This is a genomic window from Stieleria magnilauensis (assembly GCA_007753675.1).
Taxonomy (GTDB): Bacteria; Planctomycetota; Planctomycetia; order Pirellulales; family Pirellulaceae; genus Stieleria; species Stieleria magnilauensis.
On record CP036432.1, the window covers coordinates 10,485,719 to 10,502,992 of the forward strand.

Consider the following 17,274-nt stretch of genomic DNA (forward strand, 5'->3'; position numbering starts at 1 on the left):
CTGGGCTAACCATCGAAAATAATACCCACTGATGGCAGCGCGAACCCACGGATGACAGGGTGCCGAAAATCCGTGGGTTCGCGCTGCCATCCGTGGGCTCAGTGGTAATTGCGGCACTCCAAATCTAAAAGTAGACGCAGCATTAAAACAAATCCTGCTGCTGCGATGACCCTTCCGACAATTCGATGCGCTGGACGCACTCCGGCACGTCGTTGCGCGGACTGTTGACGATTTTGGATACCGGAAAGGCGGTCAGCAGATCCACAGGCGCCGGCCGCAGCAATTCGCGCAGGGAACTCGGATCGTCGCGATCCTGTTCCAGCCATGCCGCTTGCCCGTCGGGATCCAGGATCACGGGCATCCGATCGTGAATCGACCGTGTCGTCTCGTTGGCGGCCGTGGTCAAAATCGTAAACGTTTCGATCGGCCGGTCGTCGCCCTCGATCTTGCGGTTGCGTTCCCAAAGACCCGCCAGCGCCAGCACGCCGCCATCGACGGGCTCGATCAGGTAAGGCTGCTTTCCATCGGCCGTCTTCATCCACTCGTAATAACCGTCGGCGGGGATCAGACAACGTCGACTGGCAAACGCTTTCTTGAACGACGGCTTTTCGTGCACCGTCTCGCTGCGGGCGTTGATCATCCGATTGCCGATCGCCAAATCGTCGGCCCATGACGGGACCAGTCCCCAACGCAGCATCACCCACTCGCGTCGAGGGCCGTCGGCGGCGGCCCGCACGCAAGACACCTGTTGGGTCGGCGCGATGTTGTACCGCGCGGTGCTTTCATACTCGGCCGCCTTCGCGGCAATCTCCTCTTGCGACCACAGCGGCAAAAACTCTTGCGTCCACGCGGCCGCGGGAGTGCGAAGATTGATGCGACCACACACGATAAAGAGTCCCCAATTTGCGGTTAGCGGTAGGGCGCGAGCCCTCCGGTCCGTCAACGCGGTTGCAACGCCACCACCGGACGGCTCGCGCCGTTCCGCTATCTCCTGCTGTTGCGGTTAGCGGTAGGGCGCGAGCCCTCCGGTCCGTCAACGCGTATTCAACGCCACCACCGCACGGCTCACGCCGTTCCGCTATCTCCTGCTGTTGCTGTTAGCGGTAGGGCGCAAGCGGCCTGTCGGTTTAGTGTATCCACAAAACGAGGGGAGGTGGCTTAGTAGGCATCGTCACGATGTTTGCTATTCTTGGCGGATCGTCGTCGCGATTCACTTCTCACGCAGGGAGGCTTGCCCAGTGAGCCAGAGACAACCCAAGACCAGCTATTGGCAGGAAGCTCCTACACCACGCGGGCAACTGGTCCTCATTCCCACCGCCCTGGAGGAACTCATCCCTCAGGATCATCCCGTTCGCTTGGTCGACGAGATTCTCGATCAGATGGACTGGACTGATTGGGAGGCGGCCTACAACGGCGGATTCGGTCAGCCGCCGATCCATCCCAGCGTAATGGCAAAGATCCTGCTGTTTGCCATGATTCGGCGAATCCGATCCAGCCGGAACATTGAATACGAACTCAAGCATTCGATCGATTTTATCTGGCTTAGCAGCGGTCGCCGCATCGATCACAGCACGATCAGCGACTTCCGCCGAAACAATAGTGATGCAGTCAAAGGCATCTTCAAACAAATGGTCAAGCTGGCGATCAACCTGGGGATCGCCAATCTCTCGGAACTGTGCATCGACGGCACACGCATCCTGGCTGACGCCAACAAATACAAGACTTGGACGGCCAAACGATTAGCCAAAGCACTCGAAGAACTTGACGCGCAAATTGATGAGGCCCTGGAAACCTTCGAAGTCAACGACGCATGCGACGAAGATCTCATCGGACAGGACGTTTCGGCGGACCGCCTACCCGCCGCCGTCGCCAACTTGAAGTCACGACGCTCACAACTGGCCGCTCATCTGGAGACGGTCAATGCGATGGACGAAGTCCGCAGGAAAAATGGGACGAAGGGCCCCGCCCAGTTACCCAAGACTGACACGGACAGTCGCATTCTTCCCAATAAGGAGGGTGGTTACGCAGCCAACTTTACTCCGATGGCGACGACCGAAACGCAGAGCGGCCTGATCGTTGCGGCGGACGTCTTGATCGGCAACGTCGAACACCACGAATTTGCCACCATCGTCGACTGTGTGGCCAACGACTTTGGAATTGACATTAAGCGAGTCATGGCTGACTCGGCTTACACGACGGGCAAAAACCTCACTGCGGCTGAGGAAAAACAGATCGAACTGATTGGCCCGCTTGCCGAAACCAATCGCGAGAACAACCCTGCCGAGCGTTCGGATTTGACTGAGCCCGTTGCCGCCGATCAGATTGATCAGTTGCCGGTTAATCCACAAACCAAACGATTTGACAAAGCAGCGTTTGTGTACGACGAAGCGAACGACTGCTATTACTGCCCGGCAGGCAAAGTGCTTTCACATCGGACGACCGAGAACACGACGCATGGCGACGGCTCTCCGGTGCAGCGAAAGGTTTACACCTGTTTTGAATGCGAGGGCTGCACGCTGGCTGGGCGTTGTCGCAAGAACGTGAAGCCAAAAGACGAGGCAAGCAGCAGCGAGGCATCGTCCCAGGAGTCCAGCGAAGCGACCTCGTCGGACAAGCGAGCGGGCAAGCGACGTGGTCGCAAGCCTGGCCCGCCACGTGGTCGCGAGACGATGCATGATGAGCATGAAGGAGCGCGACGTCGGCAGCGTGCGCGAATGGAAACGCCTGCAGCCAAAGAGGCTTACTCTCGTCGTCAGCATTTCGGTGAAACGCCTTTCGCCGTGATCAAGAGCACGCTTGATATGCGGCGATTCCTGCTTCGAGGTATCGCAGGTGTGAATCAAGAATGGCGCTGGGCGGCGACCGGATTCAATCTGAAGAAAATCATGAGTTACTTGGCGAAGCTGCGCGCCGCCGCGGCGACACAATCGCTCGGAACAGCAAACTAGGGGAGATAGGGGGCATTTCGAACGAAATCCGCCACAAGCGAACGCCACGATCCCGTCAACACGCTTACCAACGACTCTGGATGCCCCGCATAGCACCATAAAAGCCTCGTCCGGAACCAAAATCGAATCAACCGTCCCCAGGAACTAAATCGACAGGCCGCAAGCCCTCCGGTCCGTCAACGCGGTTGCAACGCCTCCACCGCACGGCTCACGCCGTTCCGTTATCTCCTGCTGTTGCGGTTAGCGGTAGGGCGCGAGCCCTCCGGTCCGTCAACGCGTATTCAACGCCTCCACCGGACGGCTCGCGCCGTTCCGCTATCTCTTTCGATGCCACAACCAGTGTATCAATTTGCGTGTTGCAAAATGCACCGGTTGCCGCATGGTCTCGGCACCGCCTCCGGCCCGAATCAGCCCGATCAAGACGCGGGAAAACACCGTAAAAGTGGCGATCGACGCCGCCTCCAGCGCCGACCGCCTAGCCGTCGTTCATCCCCTGGGGAAGGGTTTTTCGAGGCCGGGAGTTTTGAAAAGCAAACCGGATGCCAATCGCCACCCGCGACATTCTGCACAAACGCACTACAATCCTGGCGGAAAACAGCTGATTCCCCCGATAGGACCCGCAAGCCTTGAATTTTCGACTTCTCAGCCGTGTGCTTGGCATCGTCTGTCTGCTGATCGGCGGATCGATGAGTTTCAGCCTGCCGTTTGCGTTTCCGTTGCTGGCCAACCGCACCCATCTGCCTGCGGCCGAGGCGTTGGAACGCGAGGGGATTCGCGGCCTGGTCTTGAGCATGGCGATCAGCTTGTTGGTCGGGACGCTGTTGCTGGTCAGCGGACGCGGCAATCGCGGTAAACCGCTGTTTCGTAAGGAAGCGATGGCCGTCGTCGGACTCAGTTGGGTGCTGGCGACCGTGTTGGGCGCGTTGCCGTATTACTTGGCCGGAACCGAAATTGCTGCCGATCAACCGATCACGTTCATCGAAGCGATGTTCGAATCGCAGTCCGGCTTCAGCACGACCGGCGCGACCATCCTGACGGACTTGGAGAACCCGAGTTCCGTGCCACACTGCATCCTCTTCTGGCGGAGCTGGACGCACTTTCTGGGCGGACTGGGGATCGTCGTGTTGTTCGTCGCCATCCTCGGTCAAGGATCTGCGGGCAAGGCGATGGTCCGCGCCGAAATGCCGGGGCCGAGCAAAGAAGGCAGCATGCCCCGGATGCAACACACCGCGCTCGTCTTCGCCGGTATCTACTGTGGCCTCAACGCGATCCTGACGGCGATCTACATGCTCGAAGGCATGACGCTCTTTGACGGACTCTGTCACGCCTTCGGAACCATGGCCACCGGTGGGTTCAGTACCTACAACCGATCGCTGGGCGGATTCGACAGCCCACTGATCGAATACACCACCATCCTCTTCATGATCCTGGCCGGCACCAATTTCACCTTGCTGTATTTAACCCTGATGGGCGGGCCGCGGCAGCTGTTTCAGGATGTGGAGTTTCAAACCTTTATCGGAATCATCGCCGGACTGAGCGGGTGTATCTTGCTGTTCGGGATGCGTGCCGGTGACGTCGGCTTTGAATCCCTCGGGCAAGGCTTTCGCAACGGGCTGTTTCAAGTCGTCTCGGTGATGACCACCACCGGCTACGGGACGGCCGACTTCGATCGCTGGAATAACTTTGCCCGCGGCAGCCTGCTCGTGTTGATGTTCATCGGCGGATGCGCCGGCAGCACCGGCGGTGGAATGAAAGTCATTCGGCACGTGCTGTTCTACAAAATCCTGCTCCGCGAGATCGAACTTTCGTATCGCCCACGCGTCGTCCGGCTGATTCGGATCGGCGGCACCACCGCCGACGATCCGGCGATGCTCCGCGGCATCATGGTCTACTTCTGTTTGATCCTGGGAATTTTCATCGCCTCCTGGATGCTGTTGGTCACCTTCGAACCGAGCTCGACGTGGGGCTATTCCGAAACATCAACGGAGAGGGTCGAAGACAACACGCTGGACGAAAAACTGCTCGATTGTGCCAGCGCCGTGGCCGCCACGCTCAACAACATCGGCCCCGGACTGGGTGTCGTCGGCGCGACGCAGAACTACGCCGGATTCAGCCAAGGCGCCAAGTTCCTGTTCGTCTGGTTGATGCTGCTCGGTCGCGTCGAAGTCTTCAGCGTGCTGGTGTTGGTCTTCCCGACCTTCTGGCGAAGGACATAATCAATTCCGCCGGAACCTCGTCGGGCCAATCGCCCGTCAATCGAATCTTGCGGACGGTCACGTCACACTTCTCGTGACGGTAAATACCCGGTCGTTCATGGCCGCGGACCGGGATCGCTGTGAGCGGTTGATCGTTCAGCGTCAGTGACAACTGATCGCCGTCGCGTGACATGACCAACGTATTCCAAGCGTCATCCTTCGGCACGTTGTCCGCCGCGATGGCCGAATAGGGCGGGTCGACGTTTGCCACGTTGATGAACCCGACCGATGCCAAGTCACCGTTGGCGATGATCCAATCCGGTGTCGTTCCCTCCGGCCCCAATCGCATCACCGTTCGTCCGATCGTCGGCGAGAACTCCGTTTCTCCGGTCTTCCAATAAAATTCGATCTCGATCGATTCCCCATTCTGAATCGGTCGCAGGTATTCGATGTGACTGGCCGACTCGCTCGCCCGGCCACCGGAACTGGCGCGCTTGCCGTTGTAGTGCAATTGTCCCTCGCGAACACTCCACCCATCCGCCAAAGGCCCCTTCGCCAAGTCCGCTTCCATCTTTTCGCGGAACTTGAGGATCGATTGCTCATTTTGCTTCGGCCCGATCGGGAGCAACATCTTTGGAATCGACTTTCCACGCGTCAGCACGCCCCAGCCACGCATCGTCGGATCGATCAAATTGACTTCGTCGGGAATCGTGGGTGATCCCGAAAATCGCACGTCACGAAACTTCGTCGTGCGATACTTGTGGTGATGGACCGAGACGAAGGGATACGACCCTGTCACTGTGTCAGTGACATAGGGCTCGCCGTTGCACAACGCTTCAACACGGTCGGCCGAAACCGAAACCGCTTCGACGTTGGGTTTGCCTTGGCGGATCGCCCCGACCTTGAACTCGACCTGTCCACGATTGCCCATCCCCAAAATCTTGGCCGTTTGTTGCCATCCGTTGCCTTGGTAGATCACACCCCCATAGGCGACGTCGGCTTCGCCCCAGCCCCCGTCTTCAATCTCCGCCGAGAACGTGAACGAACCGCTGAGCGGATACTTGAACATCAAGTGCGACTGTTCATACCCGCTGGTCCCGCTGATCCAGCCTTCGGGACTGACGGCATAGAGCGGCGGTAATCGCACGTTATCACCGCGATAGCGCGCGGAGATTGGGACGACATCAAAATGTTCCAACGGGGAATCGGTCGTCGCGCCGGCCGCGCGACCGACGCCCATCTTTGCCGTCGCGCGGGCCACCGCAGAAACCATAAAGTTTCGTTGTCCGCGAATCGCGTAGGTTTTCACGTTGCGGATCATCGGTTCCGCAATCGCGACCGGAAGCCCCGCTTCAACCGCACGAACGATCAAATGCGTCTCCAATGCCGGGAACCGAAGACTCTTGTCGTTTTGTTTGGGAAGGTTTTGGGCCATCCGATCACCAACCGCGCGCAACATCGGTGCGATTTCATTGAGCACCGCAGCGGTTTCGTCGTCGTTCGATTTGGCCGCTGCCAATCTTAATAATGCCGCGGCCATGTCAGCTTCATCACCGACGGCTTGTCGATTTCGCTGAAGATGCTCCATGACCGACTCGGCTTGCCCGGCCGTGACTGCGGCATCGATCAACATCACCAACGAATTGACGACCGGATAGTCCTCGGTGCTGGTCGGAAGATTGATGACTGCATCGAGCTTCGGGTGCTGTCGTCGCACCAGCGGCGGCGGAATCTCGTAGCTGACCAGCGCGTCGAAGTACGCGATCGGATGGTCACCGTCGCGGCCGAACGTCAACTTCTGCAATAACTCGATCTGCTTGTCAGCGGCCAACTGTGAAATCGCCAGACAAACATGGGATTCAAACCGATTGGAATAGTTGCGTTGGGTGTTGAGATGCTTGGTGATGGCTTGGCGGAAAACGGGATCCATCTGATCGGTCAAGGAGTCATCGATCATGCTGACCGTCAACCGCTCCAGGGCGCGCCGCTTGTAATCTTGCAGGTCGACTCCACTGGGGTAGGGCTGCGTCTCGATCGTGTCCAACTCGGATTGGATGTAGTCGTCGATGACTTGGATATCGCCGCTGGCCTTGGCGATCGCCACGTACCGCAGCGCGAGCCGCCGGCGGATTTCGCGGTGCCGGTTGGCGGTATAGCTGTCTGAACCGATCAACGATTCGGTGCGCCGGAGCAATTCAGCCACATGCTTCGTGACCGCCGCCAAACTTGCATCACCTTTGTTTTTCGCATCGCTGATCAAATCCGACGCAACGATCGGCCAGACGGCATGCATCACCCGATCGACCACTTCCGACTTCTTTTGCGACTCACTGGCCATCTGGCTGGTGATCGTCGTCACCGGCCCGCTGCCGGCGGGTCTTTGCCCCAGCGGAGGAAGTTCTTTGCCGATGGATTCAATCATGCGTTCCAGCGACGTGGCCAGACGCTCCATCTGACCGGCGGCAAAGGAGAGTTGAACCAACGCGATCGACAACTCCACGTTCTGGTCGGCCGATGCCAAACGTTTCTGCAGCGTCACCGCAACCTCGTCGGCTCGACCGCTGGCCGCCGCCGCAGTGGCCAGCACCATCGATGCCGAAGAGACGACGATGTCGTCATCGGATCGGATCCGGTCGTAGGAAGACGTCGCAATCTTTTGGGAATAGTCGAATACCGTGCCGGGCCGATTGGCCGGGGCGAAGATCTCCAAGTAGGCATCGGTCACACGGCTCATCGCCTGGCGATCGACTTGCCGTTCACGATCGCTCTGGTAAGAACTGAGCTTGAATTCAAATGGAACGCCCATCGCTTGGGACAACGCATCGGTCACGGCGTCAACCTTGTCGGCCAACAGATCCATTTCCGTCTGCTGTTCACGAGAGCTGAACACCGGCTGATTGCGTGACGAAGTGATCGCAAACGCATCGCCTCCGGTCGACAGTTTGCGCAGCGGCGGACCGTTTTGTAACGCCAATTGCAAGGCCCGCATCGAGGTGTCGATCTCACCGGCCTTGGCGGCGTCCTTGGCGACCTGCAAACACCGATCGACCGACGCTTGCGACAGCGGCGCATTCGGTTGGGACTGGGCGGTGATCAAATCCAAGATTCGGGAAATGGACTGCGACGCGTCTCCGCTGATCTCCGCCAACGCCAACGCGATCGACGAGTCGTTGGCGGATTCGGCCACCCTGCTGAGGTAGCCGACCAATCGCGCACCGATCTCATGGTCGGCTTTGTTCTCCGATCGACTGGCCGCCCGCGCGACCGGATACAGATCAAACAGTGCGGTCGCCTTGACGCGGTCGATGGTCTGATTGTTCTCGTCGGTCAGTTCCGACTCGGCCGGCAAACGTTCGAACAACGTGTCGGCAAGCGAGGTCGTGGAATCATCGCCCAGGTAACAGGCCGTCATCAACTGCAGCGCCGCCAAGTGCCACGATTCGCTGTGAACCTCCGACAGCTTGCCGACCTTTTCCGCAAACGCCGCGACGGTGCCCCGAGCTTCCTCGTCCGCAACCGCCACTCGGATCGCAAGCCCCAAACTCGATGGCAAGTCCGAGGCCATGATCGTTTCCGCGGACGCCTCCATCAATTCGACCGGGCTGGATTCGAAGTCCTTCTCCCAAGCCTCCACCTGACGGACCAGATGATTTGCCGCGACATCCGGTGTGATCTTCTCCGCCGCCGCTTCCGCTCCGTTCTCGAACGCCTGCTTCGAAGTGCGGCTGCCACCCCAACGCGCCGCACGTTCAAAACTTTCCGGCTTGGACAATCCCGCTTGATAAACGATCAAGGCGTCGATCGGCGAGTGACACGCGAGCAGTTGTTCGGCCACCCACTGATTCAACTGCAGTTGCTGATAGTCTCCGTAACCGGGGTTGTACTGATTTTGGCTTGAAAAATCGGTGACGCGATAAAGCTCCAGCAACAGCGCACGGGCCTCATCGAAACGCTCTGCCTTCTTGTAGGTATCGATCAAGCGATGGTCCAACGTGTACTGCGGGCTGCTACCGGACATCCGACCGGATCGCTTGGCCTCTTGATACAGATCGATCAAGAAATCGGCAGACACGCCCTCGACCTTTTCCAGCACTTGTCCGGCCTGCCACAACAATCCAGAGCAAACCGTCGGCGTCGTGGAAGTGTCGTCCGGCTCACGCTTGATGCAAGCCCGCATCGATGCCAGGCTATCGGGCACCTTCTCCGCTTTGTCGGTGTCGATCAGTGCCAACAGGAACGTCGCCCCCACCTTGAGCGACTCGTTTTCACTCGCGTTCTCTGCCGCCTGTCGGAATCTTTGATTGGCATCCGTGTCGGTTTGAATCATCACCAACGCGTCGGCGAGCGGTCCGATCGCAAACCCTCCGCTGCTGCGACTGTTGACGTTCCACAGCTGGGACTCGGCTGAAAACGAGTCGTTGCTGCACACCGCATTCAGAATCGCCTCGCGGTATTCCGGAATCTGCTTGCGTTGCTCGTCCGGCAGATTGCGAACAATGTTATAGACCTGTGCCTGGGCGGCGGGTGATTTCAACAAATGCGCGATGAACTCTCGTTGGGCATCACTCAACGTGCTCCGCGATCCCAACCGGGCCAGCTCGTCCATCCGATACGTCGGAATACTTTCCACGGGGATCTTGATCAGCCGACGATACATTTCGTCGATCGTCTCTTCCCCCGCAGACCGTGCGGCATTGCTCATCTTGTAGTAATCGTTGTTGAACCGACTGGGATCTTTCTCGAAGGCATCCAAGTACAGCTTGACGGCATCCGCGTTTCGTTTCGCTTTGACCATCGCATCGGCGCGGGCGATCATTTGCGCAGCGTTGACCGGCACGTCGTCGGACAGGTTTTCCCAGACCTGGTTGGCTTCGTCACCGCGACCCGCGGCGACATACAGTTCCGCCAGTTCCTGCTTGGGACGAATCGCTTTGGGCGATGATTCGACGCGCCGTTTGGCACGTTCGATCAGTGGCTCCAGCCGGCCGGCCGACTGCAGAATCGAAACGACTTGTTGCTGATAATACGACTGGTTGCTGCTTTGAGACCGGCCAGCTGAAAGTCGTCGCATCAGCGAATAGGCGACCTCGGCCGCGGCCTCTTTGTCACCGGCGGAAAGAAACGCGCGTGCAATCTGCAATTCGGTGTTCTCGTCGCGGACGCGGCCGCTACGGGTCCGCGCCAGCATCGCGTTGGCTTGATCATTCAGCCCCAATCGTTTCAGCTGGTCGGCCAAGGCGAGTTGCATCTGCACGTCCAAACGCATGCCGAACAACCGCTCGGCAGCAACCTTGGCTCGCTCGGTGTCCCCGATCTCGGCAGCCAGATTCATCGCAGCCATCTCCTTGCGGACCAGCATGCGACTGTCCAGCGGGCTGAAGGAATCCAACGTCTCAAGCGCCAAACGGGGTTGTTTCAGCTCGCTCGCCAAACGGGCACGCTCAATTTGCAAGTCGACATCGGCGGGGAATTCGGTGCAAAGGTCGACCAGTTGTTCGTAACACTTCTCCGGACGCCCCGCCCACCAATGGGCATAGGCGGCAACGACGCGGCGCGTCTTTCGTTCTTCCAGCGGCGCGTCGCTGAGTGGAGTCTGTAGATGCTCGATCAGATTCGCTGAGAGCGTTGGCGTTTGAGGTTGGCCGCTGAGCGTTTGAGCTTGGCTCGTTGCCCCATCACTGTTGTCCGCAGAAAACGCCAGCACCTGTTGCGCAAGTATGGAATCCAACAACCGCGGCGAGAGCGGGCCCCGGATACGGACCGACCGAAACCCGCCGCTACCGGTCTGTGCGTAGGTATTGACGTAGCCATCGCCGAGGGCCGTCGAGCGACTGGCCGCGTTGAGCGTCGACTTGGACCAACCCGCGATCACGGCATCGACCATCGACCGCTCGTGTCGTTCGCTAAACGCTTTGGCCGCTTCGCCACCGCCCATCATGATTTGGGTGATGGGACTGAATCCCTGAACCGGCGCTTTGGTTTTTTCGCGTCGCGCGGCCGGCAGCAATTGCTTGACCAACCCGTCGGCTTGCTCCGGTTTTCCCAGTCGGAGGTAAAACTGGATCGCGCCGACGATTTCGTCATAGCTGGCGTCCGCACCGGGAGTCTCGGGTGCGAACTGCGCGGCTTTTTCTTCCTGGCCGGCCAGATTAAATTCGTGACCGAGAATCGCTTGAAACATCATCTCCGCCGCGCCGGGAGGAGCCCCCATCAACGCCCCGGTCGACATTCCCGACGCTTGCACGCGCTCGTTGATCGACGCGAGAATTTCAAGCTCCTTCTCCGTCAATGGCGTCATGTCGGGTTTCCGCTCGGCGGGCATCGAATCGGACATCATCCGCTGAGAAAGGAATTGCAACAGTGGCGTCATCCCATAGTTGGGGTCGAGTTCGGCCAGCCGCCACATCATCTTCATCTGATTCTGCCGCAACGCGTCCGCTTTGGCTTTCGCCGCCGCAGAGAGATTGGGCGGCGTCGGTCCGAATGGACTTGCAACGGGCTGATTGCTGACCAACGACATCACATTCATCAGCGCAAAGTGTTCCCAGATCTCCATCGCATCGGTGACCGTGTTCCAGTCCTCGACGGAAAACTCCGAATCCAATTTTGCCTGCACCGCCTCAGACGCCTGATCGTCCGGCATGCCGATCACTTCATTCATCAAAATCAAAGATGCGGCGATCACACGGGCGTGCCCGAACGACGTGGCCTCGATCGTCGCGCTAGGCGTGGAATACGAGTAGGATGCGTTGGCGTATCGGCCGACACGTAACATTTGGGCCAATTGGTACGACGACTGACTCCAGTACATCGGGTTGGACTGATAACCGGCCGGCAATCCATTGCTCGACACGGTCGTGTTCGTCTGCTTGCGTCGCGTCGGTGCCGGGGCATCCATCGGCACGTCGGCGGCACGAATCTGCTGGACCAACTGCATCGCCCGCTCGCGGTTCGACTCGGCGTCTGCTTCGCTTCGGTCCATCAGCAACAACTGCGCGAGCGATAGTTTGATGTCCCACAAACTGTCGTCGGCTCGCAGGGCTTCTTCACAAATCGCCCGTGCCGTCTTGAGGTCACCACGTCGCGCCGCCGAACGCACCATCCCGCCCAGTCGCGAGGGATCCGACAGAAACGACAAGCGTTGCGAAAGTGCCTGGGCGACATCGATCGTGCCGGCTTCCAGTTGATACTCCACCAGCTTGAATCGGTTTTCCGGCGTGTTGGCCAGTTCGGTGATTCGCTTTTGGTACTCTGCAGCCTGCTCCACTTCGTTGGCCGCATCGGCCAGACGCACCATGGTTTCCAACAAGGCGACGTCACGCGGCTGGACGGCGAGCAACTGATCGACCGCGCTGATCGCCGCACCGAAGTCCTGCACGGACTCGTGTGCAGCGGCGATCATCAAACTGGTCGTTCGGGCGTTGCCGTCTTTGCGATTGATCTCTTCGATTCGACCGAGCAACGTCTGCAGGTCTGTCTTGCGATCGTACAAGGGTGCGAGAGCACGGATGACATTGATCTTGTCATCCAGCTTGACTTCATAGTTCAACGCCTGCCAATACAATTCGATCGCTTCGTCGGTGCGGTATTGATCGGCGAAATGGCTGGCCAACATCCGTCGCGGAGAGTTGTCGCGGGGTGCGACCGTCATCGCCCGACGCAGAGCGGCGATCGCTTCTTCGTCGCGATTGACGCCGAACGCGGTTCGCGCGTAGAACTGATACGATTCGGGGCTGGCCGGATTGGCGTCAATGACGGCTTCGCAAGTCTCGATCGCTTGATCGGTCTGTCCCAGCCGGACTTGCAGACCGGCGACGCGTTGCAAGTAATTGGTGCGGAACCGGTTGTCCGCCGTGGCGAGTTGTTCGAACAGTTCGGCGGCGTCACTCAATCGGTTCTGACGCTCGGCCAGGTCCGCCGCTACCAGCAACACGTCGGTGTTGTCCGGTTCCATTTTCAGCGCTTGCTGAATCGAGCGTTCCGCATTGACCAGATCGCCGGCCGCACTATGCATCAACGCCAATGTTCGAAGCGAGTCGGCGGACTCCGGTCCGGCTTCGACCTGTCGAATCTGTTGCTCCAACGTCCCCGATGCCTGATAGACGGCGATGCGGTCTTTGAGCAACTGTTCTTGTTCATCCGGCGTTTCCGCAATTTCGGCCGCCGCGTCCAAACGTTGCAGTGCGTTTTCGTATTGTTTGGCCTCGGTCAACTTCGACGCGTAACGTAACTCTTGCGCGAACGTCAGATCGTATTCCGCGGCCTCTCCCCACGTGTCGAGTGCCAGACCTGGCAACTTGAACGCCCCAAACACTTCGGCCAACCGGACCAACGATTCACGACCGCGGCGATCACCCTCGGCGATCGACTTCCAAACCTCGACGGCGTCGTCCTTGCGATCGAGCGAATGCAAGTACTCGCCCAAGTATTCTCGATATTGGGGCGAGCCGGGATCCAATTCGATCGACTTGCGATATAGCTCGATCGCGTCTTCGCTTCGATCGATGCCGCGCATCAAGTCGGCGACTTGCGAGAGCGTCACGGCGTCGTCGCTGCGGGTGCCGGCCAGCCGCGACCAAACGTCCGCCGCTGCGTCACGCCGTTGCTCCAACGGCGTCTCGGTGTCCTCCAACAACACCTGTCCCCACCGCACCAGGTGATCGGGATTATCCGCATCGCGCTTGGCAAGCTCGCTGAATTGATTGGCCGCTTCGGCGACGTTGTTTTGATTGATCAACACATCGATCAATGTCGATCGAGCTTCGGTATCATCCGGTGCACGAGCGACCACAGCGTCCAACAGCGTCTTGGCTTCCGACAATCGGCCCGCGGTGATCAGGATCCGGGCCAAACGCGTTTGCAGCGACAGATCATCAGGCCGATCGGCAAGTTGTTGTTTGTAGTAATCGGCCAAGGCGTCGTAGTCACCCGACTTCAGAAAACCGGCTTCGATCCGGTTGCGAACATCCGTGTGTAGCCAGCTGCCAGGGTTCAACCGTGCCAGAATCTTTTCAAGCAACTCGGTCGCCTCGTCCGCGTTTCCCATCCTGCGTCGCATTTCGGCCGCTTGGACGGCCATCGCGATCTTCTCATCGGGTTGTTTCGAACTCTTCGCGAGCTGTTCGTAACGCCGCAAGGCTTCGTCGTCATTCCCTTCTTCGGCAAGCGTCCGCGCGATCTGGCCGCCGACCCGCGTGTCACCGGGAAACAATTGTTCCAGCCGAGTCCAGACGGCAAGTGACTTTTCCCGCTGGCCGGCGCGGCTGTAAATCCTCCCCAATTGCGTGAACATCGGCAGCGCTTCGGCGCGCAACGGCCCGCGATCGAGCGCTCGTTCCATCGCGGCGGCCGCCTGCTCGGTCTGTCCGACCGCCAAGTACGCGCGGCCGAGATAGAAACTGCATGCCGCATCGTCGGGCAACTTGGATTCCGCGGCCGTCAATATCTGTGCCGCATCGGCCGCACGACCACGCTGCAACTGAACCAATCCCCAAACCATCTGACGTTCCCCGGCGTCGTCGGCCTGGGGATCAGAGAGTTGTTTCTCCAGTTCGCCCAGCGAATCGTTTTGGACGTGGTATCCATAGACGCGATCGAGCGCGACGCCGGGACGCGGCCGACGCAGCAAGACCTGAAGGTAACGCTCCGCAGCGACTCGCTCGCGATCGGAAAGTTCGTCCGAGTCCTGAGCGCCGAGCGACAGCGGAATCAACATCAAAAGCAGGCTGAGTAGCCCGATGGTGCGAACGAACGAAAGGGTCGGCGCGCAGTGGGTCAAAGGACGTGTCACAGGGATCCCCAAAACGAAGAGCAGCAAACGAATGGGGATCAGTATGAAGCCCCCCGGGCGCGGTCCGCAAGCGTTTTCGCGGCCGGGAAAGCCAAATGGGCAAAATTCCAGATGCCCTGTCTAGATTGAGGCGGACTCTTGGGCCTCAGCGCGCCACTACCGCTCGCAACTACCGCGCTAACGTCCGTAACATCGGTAAGAGATCTTTGTACAGATCGTCGTGCGGATGGTGTCCACAGGAGTCCGAGCGGAGCACAAAATCACGATCGATCAACTGGAACCCCGGAATCATTTCGTAGGTTTGCCGGCTGAGCATGGAGGGATCGCCGCGGAGCACAATTTGATTCGCATCGCGATCCATGTGGAAGTGTTCCGCCCAACCGGCGACCTCGGCTTGCGTCGGGGCCGACACGGACCGCCCGTACAGCAAAACTTGAACGAACACGACCTCTTCGCTGCCGAGCGTGACACCGGCGTATTGCCGTGCATAGTGTTCGATCGATTCCAGTCCGGCCTGCACCGTGAAGTTGCCAAACGCGCCGTACTGTTTGCCGCCGGCAAAGGCTTGGCAACCTTCACACGGAATCGCGGCGTATTCCACCAAGATGATCTTGCCGGCGAAGTCCGACAGTTGAACCGTTTGGCCGGTCTGATCGGTCAGCATCAAATCGGGGAACGTCTCGCCCCGAACCGGAGGCCATTTGCCGAGCACGACCGGATCGGCCGACCGTAAACCGACAGCGGATGTCAATTCGATCGGCAGACGATTGACCGCATGATCGACCAGCGGTTGCGGCAAGTTGCCAGTCGCCTTGAGCGCCGCAAGCGCGATCGGGATCAACAGAATCGTCGCGACAACAATCGTCAATACCGATTTGATCAAACGTACCATCGATCGATTTTCCGTTTCGGGCGGTTGGACAAGAAGCGTCGTCAAGCATAGGTCGCGTTTAGATCCTCGCGATGCATTGTGCACGCCACGCGATTTTGGCCAACGGCCATGCATACCCATAGCCTGGGGCAACGCCCCAGGACCCGCCGTCAAAACAACCGCATTGGCCAACGGCCATACACAACCGCACCGGTGGACGACGCATTGTCCATGGCCGTTGGCCAAACCCAACCCGTTGCGTTACATATTCCTAGGGCGTTGCCCTAGGCTACGGATGTCCACGGCCGTTGGCCGAATCGGTCCGTGCGGACCGATGTCCTTTGAATCCCGCCCGACCAATCGCCCATGTTGCCACCGGCACGCACAAGTTTGGCAACGGTGTGCGTGTAATTGATTACCGCCACGCGATCTTGGCCGACGGCCATGCATACCCGTCGGCCGGCGTAACGCCCCAGAAACCCGGCACCAAAACACGCCTTGGCGAACGGTCATTCGCATGGTTCAATACCAGCACTCGAGAGGGCCCTCGTGACACCACCTTTTGTTCGCTCAAGGAGGGACTCATGCCTCAATCGCACGCTTGTCTATATGCTCATCTGATCTTCAGCACCAAAGACCGTTACCCGTTTCTGGACGCTTCTGTTCGAGATCGTGTGCACGCCTATCTTGCTGAAACGGTTCGCAACATGGGATCATCATTCTCGCTCGTCGGTGGCGTCGCCGATCATGTCCACCTCTTGTTTGACATGGGCCGCATCCATGCGGCAAAGGACTTTGCCGAAGAAATCAAACGCGAATCTTCGAAGTTCATCAAAACGTTCGGCGGCAAACATGCGAAATTCTATTGGCAACGTGGGTACGGAATTTTTTCCGTCTCGCCACCTCACCGGCCAGCTGTCGAATCCTACATTCGCAACCAAGAAGAACATCATCGCGTCAAGACGTTCCAAGAGGAGTACCGCGGATTTTTAAAACGTTACGGTATCGACTACGACGAACGTTACGTGTGGGATTGACGACGCATTGTCCATGGCCGTTGGCCAAACCCAACCCGTTGCGTTACCCATTCCTAGGGCGTTGCCCTAGGCTACGGATGTCCACGGCCGTGGGCCGAACCGGTCCGGACGGACCGGCGTCGTTTGAATCACGCATCGACGATCATGTGGATGATCACCGGCAAACACGAATTGCAAACGGCAAACACGAATTGCCAACGGCCATGCGAATTGGCCAACGGCCATGTATACCCATAGCCTGGGGCAACGCCCCAGGACCCGCCGCAAAACGATCGCGTTGGCCAACGGCCATACACAACACCATCGGTAGAGGACACCTTGTCCATGGCCGTTGGCCAAACCGGGACCCATTGCGTTACCCATTCCTAGGGCGTTGCCCTAGTGGTGCGTCAGCTTCAAGAATTAGGGTTGGTCTAATCGCGTAAAAGCTTCA

General features: G+C 58.9%; 6 protein-coding genes. 3 read left to right on the forward strand and 3 right to left on the reverse strand.

From position 1 onward, the window contains the following. Positions 1 to 142: 142 nt before the first annotated feature. Positions 143 to 886 carry an SOS response-associated peptidase gene (locus TBK1r_RS37120; RefSeq protein ID WP_419580761.1) on the reverse strand — a complete coding sequence of 248 codons (744 nt, stop codon included), beginning with the start codon at positions 884 to 886 and terminating at the stop codon, positions 143 to 145. A gap of 352 nt (positions 887 to 1,238) precedes the next feature. Here TBK1r_RS37120 and TBK1r_RS37125 point away from each other — a divergent pair, with 352 nt between their 5' ends. Then, entirely contained in the window at positions 1,239 to 2,948 is a 1,710-nt protein-coding gene (locus TBK1r_RS37125) for an IS1182 family transposase (protein ID WP_419580133.1), read from the forward strand. 686 nt (positions 2,949 to 3,634) lie between these two features. Beyond that, positions 3,635 to 5,164 carry a TrkH family potassium uptake protein gene (locus tag TBK1r_RS37130; RefSeq protein WP_145223374.1) on the forward strand — a complete coding sequence of 510 codons (1,530 nt, stop codon included), beginning with the start codon at positions 3,635 to 3,637 and terminating at the stop codon, positions 5,162 to 5,164. Here the strand turns inward: TBK1r_RS37130 and TBK1r_RS37135 are convergent. Continuing rightward, a complete protein-coding gene (locus tag TBK1r_RS37135; RefSeq protein WP_145221386.1) occupies positions 5,118 to 14,933 on the reverse strand; it encodes a tetratricopeptide repeat protein in 9,816 nt (3,271 codons plus the stop codon). The two genes, TBK1r_RS37130 and TBK1r_RS37135, sit on opposite strands and share 47 nt — an antisense overlap. A 169-nt stretch (positions 14,934 to 15,102) precedes the next feature. Further along, positions 15,103 to 15,825 (reverse strand): hypothetical protein, encoded by a 723-nt coding sequence (locus TBK1r_RS37140; protein ID WP_419580762.1) that lies wholly within the window; start codon positions 15,823 to 15,825, stop codon positions 15,103 to 15,105. 563 nt (positions 15,826 to 16,388) lie between these two features. Between TBK1r_RS37140 and tnpA the strand changes: the two genes are divergently transcribed. After that, complete coding sequence (gene tnpA / locus TBK1r_RS37145) at positions 16,389 to 16,841, forward strand: IS200/IS605 family transposase (protein ID WP_145221392.1); 453 nt, start codon at positions 16,389 to 16,391, stop codon at positions 16,839 to 16,841. The last annotated feature ends 433 nt before the right edge of the window (positions 16,842 to 17,274 follow it).

Bases quoted from the DNA above. Each gene is read 5' to 3' on its own strand.
- TBK1r_RS37130 (WP_145223374.1), top strand. From the start codon at position 3,635: ATGAGTTTCAGCCTGCCGTTTGCGTTTCCGTTGCTGGCCAACCGCACC.
- TBK1r_RS37140 (WP_419580762.1), bottom strand. From the start codon at position 15,825: ATGGTACGTTTGATCAAATCGGTATTGACGATTGTTGTCGCGACGATT.
- tnpA (WP_145221392.1), top strand. From the start codon at position 16,389: ATGCCTCAATCGCACGCTTGTCTATATGCTCATCTGATCTTCAGCACC.